This window comes from Desulfotalea psychrophila LSv54, assembly GCF_000025945.1.
Classification (GTDB): domain Bacteria; phylum Desulfobacterota; class Desulfobulbia; order Desulfobulbales; family Desulfocapsaceae; genus Desulfotalea; species Desulfotalea psychrophila.
This window is the reverse complement of the sequence record NC_006138.1, coordinates 2,708,553-2,727,226: the sequence shown is the minus strand read 5'-3', so window position 1 is coordinate 2,727,226 and position 18,674 is coordinate 2,708,553. Positions and strand designations below refer to the sequence as shown.

The 18,674-nt window shown below is 42.6% G+C and carries 14 protein-coding genes; 7 read left to right on the top strand and 7 right to left on the bottom strand.

Annotated elements, in window-relative coordinates; translation table 11 throughout:
- Nucleotides 1-12 precede the first annotated feature (12 nt).
- From DP_RS12110 to DP_RS12080, 7 genes are all read right to left on the bottom strand, one after another.
- Nucleotides 13-543 carry an O-acetyl-ADP-ribose deacetylase gene (locus DP_RS12110; RefSeq protein ID WP_011189627.1) on the bottom strand — a complete coding sequence of 177 codons (531 nt, stop codon included), beginning with the start codon at nucleotides 541-543 and terminating at the stop codon, nucleotides 13-15.
- Between the two features lie 191 nt (nucleotides 544-734).
- Nucleotides 735-1,037: a hypothetical protein gene (locus DP_RS18015; protein ID WP_011189626.1), complete on the bottom strand. Its 303-nt coding sequence runs from the start codon at nucleotides 1,035-1,037 to the stop codon at nucleotides 735-737.
- A gap of 33 nt (nucleotides 1,038-1,070) precedes the next feature.
- Entirely contained in the window at nucleotides 1,071-1,835 is a 765-nt protein-coding gene (locus DP_RS12100; RefSeq protein ID WP_041277961.1) for an undecaprenyl-diphosphate phosphatase, read from the bottom strand.
- Nucleotides 1,836-2,011: 176 nt separating this feature from the next.
- Nucleotides 2,012-2,575, bottom strand: coding sequence for a YkgJ family cysteine cluster protein (locus DP_RS12095; protein WP_011189624.1), 564 nt, complete (start codon nucleotides 2,573-2,575; stop codon nucleotides 2,012-2,014).
- A gap of 160 nt (nucleotides 2,576-2,735) precedes the next feature.
- A complete protein-coding gene (locus DP_RS12090; protein ID WP_011189623.1) occupies nucleotides 2,736-4,421 on the bottom strand; it encodes a hypothetical protein in 1,686 nt (561 codons plus the stop codon).
- A gap of 1 nt (nucleotide 4,422) precedes the next feature.
- The gene (locus DP_RS12085; RefSeq protein ID WP_011189622.1) at nucleotides 4,423-7,029 is read right to left on the bottom strand and encodes an ATP-binding protein; all 2,607 of its coding nucleotides are present in this window, start codon (nucleotides 7,027-7,029) and stop codon (nucleotides 4,423-4,425) included.
- Nucleotides 7,030-7,666: 637 nt separating this feature from the next.
- On the bottom strand, nucleotides 7,667-7,843 hold the full coding sequence (locus DP_RS12080; RefSeq protein ID WP_156792290.1) for a hypothetical protein: 177 nt from the start codon (nucleotides 7,841-7,843) through the stop codon (nucleotides 7,667-7,669).
- A 650-nt stretch (nucleotides 7,844-8,493) separates the two neighbouring features.
- Here DP_RS12080 and DP_RS12075 point away from each other — a divergent pair.
- The 7 genes from DP_RS12075 (at nucleotide 8,494) to DP_RS12045 (ending at nucleotide 18,638) form a co-directional block, all read left to right on the top strand.
- Nucleotides 8,494-9,945 (top strand): 4Fe-4S dicluster domain-containing protein, encoded by a 1,452-nt coding sequence (locus tag DP_RS12075; protein ID WP_011189620.1) that lies wholly within the window; start codon nucleotides 8,494-8,496, stop codon nucleotides 9,943-9,945.
- Between the two features lie 53 nt (nucleotides 9,946-9,998).
- The gene (gene hydF / locus DP_RS12070; RefSeq protein WP_041277959.1) at nucleotides 9,999-11,237 is read left to right on the top strand and encodes a [FeFe] hydrogenase H-cluster maturation GTPase HydF; all 1,239 of its coding nucleotides are present in this window, start codon (nucleotides 9,999-10,001) and stop codon (nucleotides 11,235-11,237) included.
- On the top strand, nucleotides 11,234-12,670 hold the full coding sequence (gene hydG, locus DP_RS12065; protein WP_011189618.1) for a [FeFe] hydrogenase H-cluster radical SAM maturase HydG: 1,437 nt from the start codon (nucleotides 11,234-11,236) through the stop codon (nucleotides 12,668-12,670). Before hydF ends, hydG begins: the two co-directional genes overlap by 4 nt.
- 8 nt (nucleotides 12,671-12,678) lie before the next feature.
- On the top strand, nucleotides 12,679-13,797 hold the full coding sequence (gene hydE, locus DP_RS12060; protein ID WP_156792289.1) for a [FeFe] hydrogenase H-cluster radical SAM maturase HydE: 1,119 nt from the start codon (nucleotides 12,679-12,681) through the stop codon (nucleotides 13,795-13,797).
- A 1,077-nt stretch (nucleotides 13,798-14,874) separates the two neighbouring features.
- Nucleotides 14,875-16,335 carry a DUF262 domain-containing protein gene (locus DP_RS12055; protein ID WP_011189616.1) on the top strand — a complete coding sequence of 487 codons (1,461 nt, stop codon included), beginning with the start codon at nucleotides 14,875-14,877 and terminating at the stop codon, nucleotides 16,333-16,335.
- Entirely contained in the window at nucleotides 16,325-18,325 is a 2,001-nt protein-coding gene (locus DP_RS12050) for a DUF262 domain-containing protein (protein WP_041277958.1), read from the top strand. The genes DP_RS12055 and DP_RS12050 overlap by 11 nt, the downstream gene beginning before the upstream one ends.
- 70 nt (nucleotides 18,326-18,395) lie before the next feature.
- Nucleotides 18,396-18,638, top strand: coding sequence for a YpsA SLOG family protein (locus tag DP_RS12045; RefSeq protein WP_011189614.1), 243 nt, complete (start codon nucleotides 18,396-18,398; stop codon nucleotides 18,636-18,638).
- The last annotated feature ends 36 nt before the right edge of the window (nucleotides 18,639-18,674 follow it).

Genomic DNA, 18,674 nt, shown 5'->3' with positions numbered 1-18,674 from the left:
CTCATCGGTAGTCTATTCCCCTTTATGCTGATATTTCTCAATTTCTTCTTTAAATATTGAATAGATCTCTTGGTTAAAGAGATAGAAGAATATGGAAATATCCTCTGCCAGATAGGGTTGGCAGGCCTTTACGGCAATCTGGGCCGCCTCCTCCAGTGGATAGCCGTAGATGCCACAGGAGATGGCTGGGAATGCTATGGATCTGCAACCATGTTCCAGGGCCAGGGCAAGGCTGTTTGTATAGGCAGATTCTAGCAGGGCGGCGGCCGCGGCCCCTTCTCTTTTGAACACAGGGCCTACGGTATGGATGACATATTTGGCGGCCAGTCTACCTGCCCCTGTGATCCTTGCCTCGCCGGTGGGGCAGCGCACCCCATCTTTTTCTGCGATCTTCATGCAGGCGTCCAGTAATGTTGGCCCTGCTGCCTGATGGATGGCGCCGTCAACCCCACCTCCTCCCAGTAAACGTGGGTTTGCGGCATTGACGATTACGTCTACCTCTGCCTGGGTAATGTTGGCCAGAAGAGCCTTGAGCGTAGCCATATTTCCTCCTCGGTTTTTTAAATTGAAATGCTGTCCTTATTCTATCACATCAATTCCTATCTCTTTAACCATTTTGCCTGAGTTGGCAGGGAGATGTCCAGAAAATCATTCCACCGCCCAGTCAGTTGAGCGAGGCAAGGCCTATTCAGGCAGATAGGAATGGGCGGAAGAATGGACAAAGAGGGAGAGGGCTAAGGCCTGATAGACGTTTGTTTTGTCTCTGATTCTGTCGATGACTCGTGGGTGGGCGTTAGGGCAATCATCAGGCCAATGGGGAGATTGATAAGAAGGCTTAGATTTTGATGGTCATAGCCCGTGGCGGTAAGGCCAATCCAGAAGAGAATGACAACGCGGTGAGGCCAGATCGGTCCAGTAAGGGGCCCCTCTTTGTTTTGCCTGGGGCTGGGAAGGGCTGCCAGGATAAAGTAGAGGAGGATGTTGCGAGAATTAGGGTGCCCCTTTCTTCTGAAAGGGGTGGACGTTTCGTCGTCCACCTATGTGTTTATTGAATGGTAAACATGGAAAATCTACCCTAGCCAGAGGAGGAGGGCGCCAAATGCAATTCTGTATATGCCAAAGCTTACAAAGGTGAATCGCTGCAGAAATCCTATAAAGACCCTGATGGTCAGATAGGCTATGAGGAAGGAGGTAATAAAGCCAACAGAGAGGGTGAGCATATCCCCCCTACTAAAGTCACTGTAGTGGGTCAGTAGATCAAAGCCTGCTGCTGCTGCCAGTACCGGCAGGGCTAGGAGGAAGGAGAACTCTGCGCTGGCCTTTCTGCTCAGACCCATAAGAAGGGCGCCAACAATGGAGGCACCCGCCCTGCTGGTACCCGGAATAAGGGCAAAGACCTGGGCAATACCTATCCACAGGGCCTGTCTGTAACTTATGGCTTCCACCTCTTGGACATGACTGGAACGCTCTTGGTAAAAGTGTTCCAGCACTAAAAAGACGATACCGCCGACAATAAACATGGTTCCCACCATGGGTACGGTAAAGAGCGTTTTGATCTCCTTATGGAAGAGAAGACCAATGGCCCCGATGGGAATAAAGGCCAGGACTACTTTGCTCCACAAAACCTTGTGCTTCAGGGTGAACTTATCTCTGTAATTGGCAATAACGGCAAGTATTGCCGCCAGTTGAATTATTACCTCGATGGCCTTGTTGGTTTCGTTCTGCTCGATGGAGAGCCAGTTACTTGCAACGATCAGATGTCCCGTTGAAGAGATGGGTAAGAACTCTGTAATACCCTCAATAATGCCTAAAATAATCGTCTGAAAAACATCCATAGATCTCACCATCTTGTTTTTTATTATCACCTGCCTAGGGGAAGTATTCGCCCTAGCCGTCCCGTTAAATCTTCTTTCCCTCTCCTACACTATTTACCTGTTATGGGCAATAGTTAAGCAGAGTTGGTTGTGGCAGGTGATGGAATCAGGGAAGGCACTATATAGTGCTGACGGATCTAGTCCCGGGGCTGAAACCACCGCCTGATATCCCTCAGCCCACCACCATTAATCAGCTGGTAGTATGCCCTGTTTATTTCGGAAAATTGCAGAAGGGGGAAGTCATGGTTTAATATTCTTCGGTGATCACACCAGTACTCACTGGGCATAAGAGAGATGAAGCGGCGACAGAAGTAGGGACGTACGTGGTAGACAGAGCATTTCTCATTGACGAGGAGGGGACATTTGGAACCGTAAAAATCGTCTGTCAGGGTAATGTCCCCTGTGCCTGGGTCTATACCGATTTCATCGGCGATAATTCCTGCTTCAAGTGGTGAGATTGAAATATTGATATGACAGCAGTTGCTGCATCCGGCTCTGCAGGGGGTGAGAGGGGAGATCTCTGCCGTAAGTTCACCTGCCAGGGCATAGATCTCCATAAGCTTGTCTCGTTGACTCTCAGAGCTTTTGCTCTGTCTTTCGGCTATGGATGCCTCTTTGAGCCGGAGCTCTGGCGTAATGAGAGAGGCCACTTGGGCCATATTTCTCTTCCCTATTTTTAGATCTGCTGTGAAATCTCGCATCGTTCTCCCTGTGGATGGTTTACCTACTTTTGCCGGATGGTAACATGGGTAGGGTTGAAAAGAAACGAACTTTGTCAGCGGGCCTTGCCTTGGTTTGTGGGGGCCGAAAGGGGATTGATAGCTTCTGAGGATAAGAGAATGGAGTATCCTTGTTTTTATATTAAATGCTTGGCTTAGGGTGATGCGCTTGAGTGTTATTCGCCCAGTTTCTAGCGATTGTTTCAATAATATCTTGTAGATGACTGTTGTTGTTTGGAACAGAGGGTATTGCTGCAATTATTGGATAATAATCTGTCTCTTTTGTGAAAAATTTTGCTGATATTCTACTAGGGTAAACAAGAAATAAGTAATCTATTTTTTTGTATGGCTCGCCTCTATGGGAAACAGATAAATAATATTTGTTTATTACGGTTTGAGTTGTGTTTCCTATATTTACGGAAGTACCCTCTATCCATTTCTTTGTACTATATTTTGCATCAAAAATTGCGTAATTAAAGACAGAGTTAAACTCGAATTCTACGACAATATCTGGGGTATAATGGCTGGCGGTGTTTGAGTTTACAAATAGCTTGAGCCAAGGGTATGATGGCGTTATTTTTTCTTTGTTTATTCTTAATTGATAGTGAACTCTGAAGGTCATTCCTTGTTCATTTATGAATTCTACATATTTTATTATTTGTTCTTTCTCTTCTGTTTCGACTTTTGTCGGTTCTCCATAGAGTTGTTTGAATAAATCTATTATTTTATAAAAAACGTAATATTCATATAATATATCAATGTTTTTAATCCCTAGAACAAGATGTATTCCTGTCGGGAGCAAAGATGAATCATATAATAATCTTACTTTTTCATAAATATTTCTATAATGTTTTTTTCTTCTGAAGTTATGTGTTAATTTTGGTTTTTCTTGTATGGATGGTACAGTATTAAAAAACGAAAAATAGTTGTTTTTTAATTCATATAGAGTGTGCTTCGCTTCTGCTAAATTGTTGAGCTCGCTCGATAGCAATATTTTCTTTATCGTATTAAAACTAGCAAATTTTTCATCGATTATATCGTTGTCTTCTATATTAGATTTTACTAGGTAGATTGTATCGCGAATACGTAACTCTAATGTTTTTATTGCTCCAATAATTATCTTATTTTCATATATGGAAAAATCTTTTATGTTTTTTTCTATTTCTATTTGGTTAGGTAAGGCAAATGTACCATCTATTTCAAAAGCTCCTGGTAAACCTTTTAAACTGTTGCCGTAAATATGCTTATCAAGGTTTGCAAGTATCCACTCTAAGCTCTTGCTAGTTGCACAATTTTCTTCATATCTTTCTATTGTTATTTCTTTCCGTATTTTGTAAAGCGCTTTGTTTTTCAAAATTGGCAAAAAAGATTTTAAGCATGCAAGCAACTCTTTAATTACACCAATATAATTAAAAAGAGATAGGTTGTTTTTTGTACTACCACCAGAGGTGAAATTTCTTGTTTTGTTCAGGTTGCTGGTGAATAACTCTTGGGAGTTATGGTAGACGTATTCTAGAATATTTTTAGCTTCTACACCACTAAGTTTTGTAGTTGAAACGTCGAAAGTTGCAATAAATTGTCCATCGTATGAGCAAGTAAAGAGACCAAAGCAGTTAATGAAAGGTGTCTTTTCTTCTTTTCCGAGCGCAATAGTTCTTTGTTCTCCAAATTGATTGAAAACTCCATCAATAAGAAGAAAACCATTTTGTACTATCCCCTCTCTTCGCAGAATAATATTGTAGTTAAATGTTTCCTTGATATCGAAAGTGTTGTTCGCTTTTTGAACAACGTTGTTGTTGTTGAAAGACGTTATTTCAATGGAATACATTTTAGCTTATCAAAAAGTAATTGTAGTTGTTGTAAAACTCGCTTTCTGAGCCAGTCTCGATAATTTCTTCTAGTATTTCTATGGAATCATTTTTGAATGATTTAGTGGAATGGTCGTTTATGAATATTTCTTTCAACTTCTCAAGGAGTATTGCTAGGTTTTTTTTGTATGCTTCTCCCTGCCCATCTATTTTTGTTAGTAATCGTTGGGCAATGAAATAATCTAGCGCTTTGTATTCAGGCATAAATCTAAGTGCTGTCAGGAAGTAATCCGTGAATGCATTGTCAATTCTGGGGCTAACTGTTATTTTTAATTTTTTCAGAGCATCTTTTGTTTTACAGTATTCTAGGTATATTTTTTTGTAAGATTCGTTTTCTAGATCTTCAGGTGTTAATCCATTGTTAAAGTCTTTTAAGTTAAACAACTTTATTATATCTGAAAAGTTAATCTCTATGTCAGTTTGGCTGTTATACTTATTGGCAGAATGTGTGTAGGAAATATTGTCTGTTGGAATTCTTATTACGTTGCATCTGTCTAAAATTCTGGGAGAAAGTTCTTCTGTTGTTTGGTCGATGTTAATTGTGCTGATAAATCTGATGTTGTTCGCAAATTTTAATTCTGCTTCAGTGCCAATGTTTATTTCTAGCATGTTTTCATCATCGACTCTACTATCTGTTAAGTTATAAAAACTAGACCAATAATGTTCCATTGGGCTCAGATTGGCTTCGTCAAGGATGACAATTCCTATATTATTTTCTTTATATGTCTTTAAGGAGACCTCTTCATCGCTTAACCTTAATAAAGAGTACATTTTTTCATTTGTCGGAATGAATTTTTTGGAAAGAGGATTGTAAAACCCTATAAAGTCTTTTTGAGAACTCCAACCACGTGCAACTGGTATTTCAACAACTTTCCTGTTATCTTTTGTTAAAATTTTTGAAATAATTCTGGCTAAAGAAGTTTTTCCAGTTCCTGGTAGTCCAGCAAAGATAGTGCCCATGTTTTGATATAGAGATATCAACACATTAGCAATAAAGTTGTTGTCATAATTCCTGCCATAATATTTTAAGGAGGTGGCAATTTTATCTAGTAAAAATTTTTCATGCGAAACAAAACCTGTGTCTTCTAAAACATTTTTATAAAAAGAATCTATAATAATCGGACTAAAATCTTCCACAGTTTTATTTTCATCTTCAAAATTCCTCCCACTGATAAAATCAAAATGAGTTTTCGATTTTATTAATTCCCGTAGACTACTGTGAGCTTCTTTTTGTTTATTGATAAATTGGTCAGATAAGTCTGTTATAACCGCACTCAACTCCCTCTCTTTTTCCTTGAGATCTTCAATCGCGTTTTCTTTTTTTCTGATTTCTGCATTTATTTTATAGAGTTCCGAGTATTTTTCTCTTTTTTCAGATTCTTTTCTTAGCGTTTCATCTTTTTTGATTTGTAATGTGAGCTCCTCATTTTCTCTCTTGGTAACTTCTATTTGTTCAAATTCCGTTTTTTTCTTGAGTTCTTCTATTTTGTTAAGTAAATCGTTCTTTATTTGTGTATTGTTTTTGATTTCTTCGTCAATTTCCTTGTTTTCTTTTTTTATTATTTTGTTTTTATAGAGTGTTTCCTCTGCTTCTTTTTCAAGTGCTTCTAGCTTTTCCGTAATTATGGAAGATCCTGGTAAAAAATCTATGAAACCATCAACAATTTTCTTGTTTTCCTTGCTTTTTTCGATAAGCTTTATTGCTCTCTTGTAGATGAATTTTTCATCTGAATTAACTTCGTATGATAGAAATGCTTTTGTGATTTCTTCAAATTTTTTATAATCAGATTTTGTGAGGCTACAAGATTTTTTAGTGCGTTGACTTACCCATTTTAAAATTTCACTGTCAGGTTTGAAAATAATACTTTTTTTGCTGTCTTCTTTTTTAAGCCATCCTGAGGTTATCGAGCGAATAATTTTATTGTTTCTTTCAGGTTCAGAAAATTCGAAAATAGAATCATTTTTTATTGTAGAGTAGTTCCATTCATATATGGTGTCATTATTTATGGTAACTGCTGCCAATTTAACACTATTCGTTTCTATCTTTTTTGCTTCAAAGGGGCCAAAAACAGTGTCTTGTGTTTTGACATAGAAACGGTTTGTTATGCCCTTGTCAATTTTATTTTTGAGTAATTCAAGTAATTCATTATGCTTGGGGACGAAGAAATCATTTTCTAAGGAAAAAAATCCATCAAAAACTTCTAAGGCTTGATGGTTTGTGATTGGTAATGTGTCGTTTCCAAAAGCAAAAAAGTAAGGATCTGCCGCAGACCATTTACTTTTATTGTCAGCGAATCTATTTAATAAAAATAATTCATTTGGTAAAAATCTTTCATAGAGTGGACTGAATATTTCTTCAGTGTCACTGATATGTTCTTTAAACCTAGAGTTGTATATTGTTCGTGAGTCTTCATTAGATATATTGTAGAAAACATCGTCTTTTAAGAAAACTATAGGTTGAATGTGAGGGTAATTTGCGGTATCGACGCTACAGCAAATTAAGTCTCCATCGTTTACATATCTATTTTTTATATCATCGAGATCTATCTTAAGTAGTTCTTTTGTCATGTTTGCAACTCCACATAAAAGATAAGTAACTGTCTGCTAATAGATTGAAATTGTTTACGTTTTGTTTGGTAAGAGTTCAAGGCTAGGCCCAATATATATTGTATTTTACAATTTAAACGTCAGTTTTCTTAAATACACAATTTTATTGTTATGGTCAATGATTAAGCATCGTTAGCTACCCATGATCACAGCCTTCTGCGCAGAAAACCCGTGCCTTCTGTGTAGAGGCGAGTAGCGCAGTGCAGAACTTATCTGCTTGAAGCTGTGCAGGGACCCAACACCATAGAGGTCTACTTAAACAGAAGTTTAGGGGGATGAAGTTGCCCTCAAGTCACCTCCACTTCTCAGAGGGGGAGCTGCACTATATCTTTCCTGTAGAGAACTAAAAAATCTCTGTGACCTCTAAGCCGTGGTTAACCGTCCTTGCTCTTGCCGTTGCCGTTTCTGATAGCGTGCAACTTGCCAGAGATATGCTAACGATCAAGGCATTGGCTTTTATGCTCTAGCCCAGGTCAGAAATGATTAATGAGATTCACAAATATCTGCCCGTGGGGGCTACCTGTCGGCTGAGATGCTTCCCCCTGGTCTGGCCTTTATTCCGCCTTCCCCCGGAGAAGTTTGATGAGTTGGGTTGCTTTCATCTTAACATCTTCGGTTGGAAGCTGGTCCAGAAGCTCTTGGTAGAGGCCATGATCTCGTTTTTCTCGCCTTTGTCGGAGATAAGACGGGTGAGTTCAACGCTTGGGTGATCTGTTTCAAGCTGTTTTTCTATTTTGGCAAATGGGGGCTGCGAGGGCGCTGCTTGCTCCAGCAAGAAGTAATCCGCCAATAAATGCATAATATTTTAAAATTATTTTCCTTTTGATTGAGTTGATAAGGAGACGGGTAACTATCATTTTCTGCTGAAAAAGAGAATGGAGATATGGGAGTTAATGAGAATTTGGTGTTGGTAAATAGGTGAAGTGTGATCGAAGGAAAGGTGTGCTGTTGTCTCGTTTTGCAACAAACTGTTTTTTACTGGAACAAATTAAGTTTTTGATAATAAAGAAATTGCGCATACCTAGCATAAATAAGGGTTTTGGGGTGGTAAATAAACATTGTTTTCGTTTGCTGAATATTTTACAAGTAAACTTTCCTCTATCTAAAAATTTCGCGGAATGTTTCGTGGGCTAAGGGTCTGTTACAAAATAAGATGGCCAAAATTTCGCTCAGGCTTGGGTTAGATTTGGCCGCGCCGATTGAGCAAAACTGCAGACGTAGCAGGGCTACATCGAGGATTTTGCGATTGAGAAGCGGTCGAAGATGGCCCGAAGCTGAGATGCAAGATGTGCATGTTATTTTCTGATAGGCTCTAAGCTCTTGTCAGCGGTGCAGAAGAGGCTGGGAGGAATGTTGTTTCTGTGTCATTTGTGGGGGGCTTGCACTTCTCTTCCCTGTTAATTTTCTCTTTGGTGAGTTACATCTATGTATTTCAAAAGTTATCACAGCACTATCAATCATGAAGTTCTTAATCTTATCACCAAGGCTTTTTTTAGCGATGATTTTGCTGGAAATGTTAATGCCATCCCCATTCAGATGCGGCCTAGAGACCAAAAGGCAAGCTCCCGTTGCTGTATCTGGCGCGAGCGGGCAATTATTCGCTATCGCTGTATGGCTTTTTTGGGATTTGCTATTGAACAAGATGATGACGAGCTGAAGTCTCTGGCTGAATATGCAGAGATGGCGCTTAAGCGTGATTCAGTAACTTCCACCACCCTCACCTTTATTGATGAGGCGTGTAATGCCTGTGTTCGTACCCATTATGAGGTTACCAATGCCTGTCAGGGATGTCTTGCCCAAGCCTGTATTCAGAGCTGCCCTAAAGATGCTATCACCATGGTTCAGGGAAAATCGCATATTGATTCGAATCTCTGCATCAATTGTGGAAAATGTCTGAAGGTCTGTCCCTACCACGCAATTGTTCAAATTCCCATTCCCTGTGAAGTAGCTTGCCCCATCGGTGCAATTTCAAAGGATGTTTCGGGCCGTCAGGTTATTGATTATGATCTCTGTATCTTTTGTGGAAAGTGTATGGCCCAATGTCCCTTTGCGGCTGTACTTGAAAAGTCACAAATGCTTGATGTGCTCAAGGCGATGAGGTCAGGGGAGAAGTTGGTTGCAATGGTTGCTCCTGCCATTGCCGGAGAGTTTGATGCCAGCATGGCAAAGCTTGTGACGGCCCTAAAAAAAATAGGCTTTGCTCAGGCGGCGGAAGTCTCAAGTGGGGCTGATATCACCGCTCATAAAGAGGCGGAGGAGTTTGTGGAGCGGATGGAGGAAGGTGCACCATTTATGACCACATCCTGCTGTCCTGCTTATACCATGCTGGTGAGGAAGCACCTCACTGATCTTGGCGAATTTGTTTCGGATACCAGAACGCCAATGCACTACACCGCAGCCAAGGTCAAGGCCGTAGATTCAAACTATAAGACTGTTTTTATTGGTCCCTGTGTGGCCAAGCGTAAAGAGGGTGCTCGGGATGAGGGCGTTGATTATGTGCTGACCTTCCAGGAGCTTGGTAGCCTTTTTGCCGCCCTTGAAATTGACTTTGAGCAGTGCGAAGATGGCGAATATATGTTTCCTGCTATGCGGGAGGGTCGTAGCTTTCCGGTGACTGGTGGTGTTACCGCTGGCATCACCGCAATGATTGGTGATCGAACTGAGGTAAAGCCGATAAGTATCAATGGTCTTGACAAGATGAGCATGCGCGAACTCAAGCGCTATAGCCAAAAGAGAGAGGCTCCCGGCAACTTTATCGAAGTCATGGGCTGTGAAGGTGGCTGTGTTGCCGGACCTGCTAATCTGATCTCCTTGAAGAAGGCGACCAAAAAGTGCCAGGATTTTGCCAAAAATAGCCCCAGCATTCTCGACAAGTAATCTTCTCTCCGCCAGAGTTCGCTCTGGCGGAGTACTCTTCTTTTGTGGTTTTTATGCAAACAGTACCAAAATCGATGCGGCTCCATCTCGGTATCTTTGGCCGAACCAATGTGGGCAAATCGACATTTCTAAATTTTTTGGTGGATCAAGATGTTGCGATCGCCTCGTCCCAGCCCGGCACCACCACCGATGTGGTGGAGAAGAGTATGGAGCTGTTGCCCCTGGGCCCCGTAGTTCTCCATGATACAGCAGGCCTTGATGATGAGAGTGCCCTTGGCCATCTTCGCACCGAGAAAACCCGTGCTGTTTTTGCTCGGGTTGATCTGCTGATTCTGCTTATCCAGCCCAATCAGTGGGGCGAGATAGAGGAGTTTATCTATCAGACAGCCCTTGGGAAAAAGAAGCCGCTGCTTGTTGTTTCCAGCCATTATGATATCTCCCCACTCTCCCCGCAATTTAGGGCTGAGATGGCAACTCGCAGGCTTCACCTCCTCACCTGCAATGCCCTTGATCGGGGAGGCCGGGACGCTTTTCTTACCGAATTTACAGCTACAATTGCGACGAACAATCTTCTGCCCATAACCGAGCCAAAACTTTTGGGTGATCTGCTTGGTCAATTTTCCCGGGTGGTGATGATTGTCCCCATTGATCTGCAAGCGCCCAAGCATCGCCTCATCCTGCCCCAGGTTCAGGCAATCCGCGATGCCCTTGATCATGGGGCGATGATTACAGTGGTAAAAGAGGATCGCTATGCTGATTGCTTGCAGGAGTTTTCTCGCCTGCCCGATCTGGTGGTTTGTGATTCCCAGGTGGTGGATTTGATGGTTGCTCAGACGCCTGAGGAGCTTGCCTGCACCACTTTCTCTATTCTCTTCTCGCGCTTAAAGGGTGATATGGCCCAGATGCTGGCCGGGGCCGAGGCTATTGATCAGCTTATTGATGGTGATAAAGTCCTTATTGCCGAAGCTTGCACCCACCACGCCACCGAAGATGATATTGGTCGGGTAAAGATTCCCAGATGGCTGAGAAAATATAGTGGCAAAAAAGTGGAAATAGATGTTTTCTCAGGGCGAGATTTCCCAGAGAATCTTGAGGATTATAAACTTATTATCCACTGTGGCAGTTGTATGCTTAATCGACAGGAGACCCTATCCCGGCTGGAAAAAGCGGGAGAACTAGGTATTCCTATTACCAATTATGGTATGGCAATTTCATTGATGAAAGGGGTGCTTCCGCGGGTTACTGCGCCATTTTCTGAGCTTGTCACCATCAACTCGCATAAAAGGATGTGACGGTGCAATCTTCTCTCTTAGGCCCAGTCACGGTTGATACCACGGGGTTGAGCTCCTTTATTCCCGAAGAGGCAATTGCCAGCGACCTGCGGGAAACCGTGGATGCCGATGCGGCAATGATTCATGCGATCATTGCAAAATCCCTGGGCAAGGAACGCCTCTTGCCCCGAGAGACTGCGACCCTGCTTAATGTTCGTGACCCTGAGCTTTTACAAGATATTTTCCGCGGTGCCGAACAGCTCAAACAGGCGGTTTATGGCAACCGTATTGTTCTCTTTGCTCCGCTCTATGTCGGCAATAGATGTATCAATAACTGCAGTTACTGTGGCTTTCGTAGTGAAAACAGCAACTGTCAGCGCACAACCCTCACGGAGCAGGGTTTGCAGGATGAGGTGGAAGCCCTCATTGACCACGGTCATAAGCGAGTCATTATGGTCTATGGCGAGCATCCTCAATATGATGCTGAGTTTATCGCCAAGACAGTAGAGCAGGTCTATCGGGTGAAAAAGGGTAGGGGGGAGATTCGCCGGATTAATATCAATGCAGCCCCCCTTGATCTAGCAGGATTTGCCAGGGTCAAAGAGGCAGGAATAGGGACCTATCAGGTTTTTCAAGAGACCTACCACCAAGAGACCTATGAATCTGTTCATCTTGCCGGACCAAAATCAAACTATTTGTGGCGACTCCATGCCCTGGATCGGGCCATGGAGGCGGGGATTGATGATGTGGGAATCGGCGCCCTGATGGGACTTTATGACTGGCGCTTTGAGGTGATGGGTTTACTTCATCACACCATTCATCTTGAAGAGCGTTTTGGAGTCGGCCCACACACTATCTCCTTTCCCCGGATTGAACCTGCTCAAGGTTCAGCGTTTGCCGATGCCCCTCCTTCCGGGGTCTCCGATGCAGATTTTAAGCATCTTGTTGCCGTACTTCGTCTCGCTGTTCCCTATACCGGGCTTATTCTTACAGCTCGGGAATCGGTTGAGATGCGCAATGAGGTGATGCGTTTTGGTGTTTCCCAGATGGATGCCGGTTCAAGTATTGGCATTGGCTCCTATGCAGGCGAGGATGAGGCAGAGGACAAATCGCAATTTGAGCTTGGCGACACTCGCACCCTTGATGAGGTGATTGCCGAACTCTGCCGGGCCAACTATATCCCTTCATTTTGCACCGGATGTTACCGTCTTGGTCGCACTGGTGAGCACTTTATGGAGTTTGCTGTTCCCGGTTTTGTGAAGCGTTTTTGCCAACCCAATGCTCTGCTTACCTTTACGGAGTATCTGGAGGATTATGCCCTGCCTGCAACTAAAAAAATAGGGCTTGAGTTGGTGGAAAAGCAGCTTGCTGAGATGGCAGATCAGGCCATGCGGGAGCGAGTGGAACAGCGTCTGCAGAAAATATATGCCGGCGCTCGGGATCTCTTTTTTTAGTGAAAAGTATGGAATATGGAACTGAACAAGGGGAGAGAGTTTTTGCAAAGATTATTGCCAGGGAAAATCTTGAGCGCAGTGATCTCTTAACCCTTCTCTCCTTAGATACGAGAGCCGATATTGCTCAACTCTTCCGCCTTGCCTACGAGATTAAGGTTGATAATGTTGGTAAGCGTGTTCGACTGCGTGGTCTGGTCGAGCTGAGTAATGTCTGCGCTAAAGATTGCTACTACTGTGGCATCCGCCACTCCAATAGATCGGTGCAACGCTATCTGATGAGCGATGAGCAGGTGTTCTCTGCGGCCGATGAGGCGATTCGTCTCCGTTTTGGCTCAATGGTGATTCAGGCAGGGGAGCAGCAATCTCCCGCCTTTACCGAGTGGATCACCAGACTTATTGTTGGGATCAAGGAGCGAAGTGAGGGACGGCTTGGCATCACCCTCTCCCTGGGTGAGCAAAGTCTTGCCACCTACCGTCGGTGGTTTGCTGCAGGCGCCCACCGTTATCTGCTCCGTATGGAGAGCTTTACCCCAGCTCTCTATTCTCGCCTGCATCCGGCGGACCATCATTACTCTCGTCGTTTCACCGCCCTCTCCGATCTGCGTGCGGCCCAATTTCAGGTGGGAAGTGGGGTGATGATTAATCTCCCCTTTCAAAGTCTTGATAATCTGGTGACTGATCTTCTCGCCCTGCGTGATCTTGATGTGGATATGATCGGGATGGGCCCCTACCTGCCCCACGCCGAGGCGCCGCTTCAGGGGATGGCCCCTGACTTTATAGCTGATCCTGAGCGATCGATGGATTTAGGTCTAAAGATGATAGCCCTTGCCCGTATTCTCCTGCCCAATATTAATATTGCTGCCACCACCGCCCTTCAAGCCCTCGCCCCCGATGGACGTGAACGGGGACTTCTGGCCGGGGCAAATGTTATTATGCCCAATATCACCCTGCCTGAGTGCAAATCAAATTATCAGCTCTATGAAAATAAGCCTGGTCAGGATGAGATTTGTGATGAGAGCATGCTTGCACTTGTCAGCGGTATTGACCAGATAGGAGAGAGTGTTGGCTGGGATGAGTGGGGCGATTCTCCCCGCTATCAGGCTCGAAAAAACTCTAACAGCTCTTAACTCATCGTCTTGAGTACCTTGGCTCTTATCTCTTCATGGGCCTCTCCCTCAGGAAAAAGGTCGAAATGAGCAGGGGCAACCCCTCTCTTTGATAAGTATTAGTATCTACACATCTTGCCAGAAGCCAGTAAATCAAAGAGTTTCACCGATGTTTCTTGGCGCTTAATCATAAAATGAGAGAGTCTGCATGAACTGTGGAGACTTCTCCCCTTGGTAAGGGGGGTCCGGGGTTTGTTAAAAAGCTCGGCAAATAAGCCAAGCATCATTTAACGCAGGGCTTTTTTGCTTACACCAACTCTCCCCATGGCCCCGCTGATGATCCCCAGAGCCCCCTTGCCAAGGGCAAGAGCTCTTTCAAGGCTGCACCAGTTTCTATATTTTCCCTCAACCCCCATTCATACGGGTATTGCAGAGCTTGTGTAGATATCAATGTTTAGTAAGGGGGCTCTTGGAATTGTTATTTTTTTATCTAAAATTAAGTAGTTAACCAATACACGTCTTAAGGGTTCGGATAAAAAAACTTACTCGGTCATTATCCAGTCATCATCTCTTTTCCTCAAAAGAGACGAAGGTGCTTGGCCCCGCCACTCCGGTCGCCTCCCCTGTGCTCCTCAAAATTTGCGGGAGTTTAAATGGCTAGCTCAAACAGGTCAAACTCCTTTATCGCAAATTTTTCCGGTGCTCAACTCTCTGTCCATATCACCTAAGGCTTCTTACTTGCCCTTAATATGAAATTAGTGTAGGACAGATGTCGGCTGCTAGGGTTGTTTTTGTAGGTGGAGATAGTATGCAATCCTCTGTCCATGTATATGCTCGTAACAACCTTTTGCTACGGATGCCTGGGAAATCATCAGGGACCCAACATATAGAGAGAGAGTTTTACTAAGCAACAATTTGGCAACATGATCCAACCGTTATGTGTGAAATTTTTCGGCATGTATATAGTTGACTGCAATTGGCGCAATGCGTTGAAATGATAGTTGCAGCCGAAGAAATATTGAAAGAAGTAACACGCGAGAATAAAATATACCGCCGTTCAGGCGGTGGTAAATAATATTTCTAATAGGAGAATATAATTTGTCCACTTGCTTAAAACTCGCAATAACCAAAATCGGTGACTTATTGTTGCACGATAAAATCACGCAAGATAAAGACGGCAATACCATTACTGACATTAACTTGGTGATACCAAATTATCAGCGGCCTTATAAATGGACAGCAAAAAATGCAATTCAACTACTGGATGACATTATTGATGCAAAAAATGAAAATAAAGAAACCTACCGAGTAGGGACACTCATCCTCCATCAAGAGGAAGAATCAATATATAACATTGTCGATGGGCAACAGCGAACTATAACCTTTACGTTGCTACTTAAAGCTCTTGGTGCTGATTCAATAAGTTTTTTAGAGCAGCCTCTTGCAAATAATCCACATAATACGCGTAATATTGCCAATAACTTCCGCACACTGGAAAGACGTACAAATAATATCATTGACGACAAGGATAGCAAGGAATTGCTGGATTACATCAAAAATAATTGCGAACTTATCGTTATCATTACAGAAAACATATCCGACGCCTTCCAGTTCTTTGATTCGCAAAATGCTCGTGGAAAAAAGCTTTACCCCCATGATTTGCTTAAGGCTTATCATCTTCGCGAGATGAACGATTTGGATGTAGCAGAAACCGAGAAGGTTGTAAAAGGTTGGGAGGACTTAAATCAAAAAGAACTCTCGGCACTGTTCAGCGATTATCTCTATCGTGTGAAAGAATGGATAAAAGGCAACAAAGCTTGGGGACTTACAGAGCATAATATATATCAATTCAAGGGCATCACCCGGCAGGACAACTTCCCTTACGCTCAATTCTACAAAGGGGCATTTGCTTATGCCGATACGGTCAATCAGTCCGCAATGCCTTTTGTTTCGGGCATACGGAATCTTAAACCGTTTCAGTTGGACACACCAATTGTCGCGGGCAAGCCGTTTTTTGACTATGCAAAACACTACTTTGAAATTCTTAAAGACATTCAGAACAACGACAAGTATGAAGGCTATTTTATCAATGATAACGACATTATAAAAACACTTGACCTGAGAATATACAAAAATGGTGTTGGTAACCGAATCACACGCTTGCTGTTCGACACCACTATTTTGCTCTATGTTGATAGATTTTGTCCCGAACGACCTGCAAAAATGGACTTGGAAATGTTAAACCAATTTGTGGTTTTTGCCTTTGTTTGGGCTTATTCGCTTAGGGCACAGTATTATAATGTCGGTTGGCTGTCTGCGCAAAACTATATTATTGGCAACAAAGTTAAGAACTCTTTCAACCTATACAAAATTATCACCGAAGCAGATTCACCGGTTTCGCTTTTAAGTACACTTTCCGACAGGGTGAATCCGTTGCCGATTGGCTGCATAAAGGCGAAAAAAGATAATATGGATAAGCAGAATAAGGACGGCATTTATCAAAGCTATCTCCACTATTTCAAAACAAACAAATTCGTGGAAGGTGAAAATGAAAACTAAAACTCTGCCGCTCAAAGAACTGTCCATCGCCGAAATCTATAATGGCGATAAAGCTACTTATGAAGTGCCGATTTACCAGAGAAACTATGCCTGGGAAAAAGATGAGATTTCCGCGCTGATTCAGGATGTCTACGATGCATACACCACCGCCCCAAAGCAGACTTATTTTATTGGGACATTGGTGTCCTTCCACAAAGGAGACCAAGTCTATGAAGTGATTGACGGCCAACAGAGGCTAACCACAATTAATCTCGTACTTGGTGCATTGGGAGTTTACCTCCAAAACAAACTGACGTATCGGGCGCGCAAAAAATCGAACGACACCATTCAAAGCATTCCTTGTTTTGAGATTGACGAAAAAGATTATGGAATCGTAAACGGCTTTAAATATGCTAAGGACACCATTAATGAAATAGTTCTGAAAGAATGCCAAGATGGATTCAAAACCTATTTTCTGGACAGTGTTCACCTGATTCACTACCAAGTGCCGAAAGATATAGACTTAAATCACTACTTTGAAGTCATGAATTCCAGAGGCGAGCAACTGGAAAAGCACGAAATTATTAAAGCACGCCTTATTGAAAAACTAAATAACGCGGACAAGGCAAAGTTTAATCGCCTTTGGGAATCTTGCAGCGAGATGAATGTCTACATACAACAAAAATATCCTGAAGTCTCAATTTTTGGGAAGCATCTCTGTGATTTTAAGGTTTCAAGTTTTGATGCTTTACCGAATGTGGATGAAAACGAAAATACAATGAAAATCAGAGACTTTATCAATTACAAGGGCGGAAATAAACAGCAGGAAGAAAAGTACAAAATCGATACCTTTCAGCCGATTATGGACTTTTCAAACTTCTTGCTAATTGTGTTAAAACTCACCCGTATTGAAGAGAGCGGTTTAAAACCTAAGAATTTTATCCTCGACGATAAAGAATTGATCCATGAATTTGATGACGTGCATGTTGAGGAGGAATTTGTAAAGAAGTTCGGCTTCAACTTGCTGAGGGCAAAATATCTGCTAGACAATTATCTCGTGCATCATTCAAATGAAGATGACACTATTGAGAACAACCCTTGGAAGCTGCAGTATTGGCAACAAGACGGCAAAAAAGGTTATCTGAAAAATCGTGACGGCGAAAGCGATCATCAACATAAATTGGTGCAGTTGCTTTCGATGTTCGAGGTGTCATTTACGGCAAGACAAAGGAAAAATTATCTCTTCTATTGCTTGCTGTATCTGTTCAGTTCTGACGACAGGGATATTAGCAAGTATTATGATTGCGTGTCGGAGTTGGCGGACAAATACTTCAAAGACGTGTATTTGATGGCTGAGAACCTTAACCAAATTAATACGCCGAATCCTGGTAGCTTCGATAACACCGTCCTCTGTAACAATGTACTCAATTTTAAGCCACTCAATGACAATTTTGATTTTACTGCAATCTATGGAGATGGCACGGAAAAATCAAAGGGTATTCCGTTGTTCGTTTTCAACTATCTTGACTATAAGTTGTGGGAGAAATATGCTAATGAGCTTCGCGGCGAAAGTATAAAAGAAGACGATCCAAACCGAACTGATTTTTTTACCTCACTTGGATGTAGTGATTTTGGACTGAAAGTATTCCAACAGTTTTATTTTTCGAGAACGCGCAGGAGTTTAGAGCATTACTACCCGCAAGCCAATGCTAATGGAGAAAATGGTGCGCTGGATAAAGAGCAAATAAACTGCCTGGGTAACTACGCTATGATTGGTAGCGAGGCGAATAGTTCAGGTTCAAATTGGAGTCCGAAAACAAAGCTTGATCATTACTTAGATACTTCCGGAAAGATTAAGCAGGTCAGTGTGGCGTCAATCAAGTTTATGATTATGATGCAGAAATGCCAAGACAATCAAAACACTCGTGTAGCGGGGCAGGAATGGATTTTTACTGACATAAAAGAGCATCAAAAAAAAATGTTAGAAATATTGCGTGGTGGAGGAAAATAAAATCTCATGGCGCAGACTGGTCAGATTCGAAAAAAAACTTCCGACTGCAACGTCTTAGAGAGAGTACTTAATGATAAAGAAAATCATATCAGGTGGTCAAAGTGGGGCTGACATTGCAGGATTAGATGTTACTATCAAAAATAGAATTCCTCACGCTAGAGCTATTCCGAGGGGCAGAATCACCGAAGATAGTGTGCTGCCCGAAAAGTATAACCTTCAAGAGATGTCCAATTTAACCTTATCCTCGATTTCCTCGTCAGTGAGTGTTGCCATACTGTATGACAGCACAAAAAGAATACTGATGAGATTATAAACTGCTTTGCTTGAACACAGTACATTGAGTGCTAAT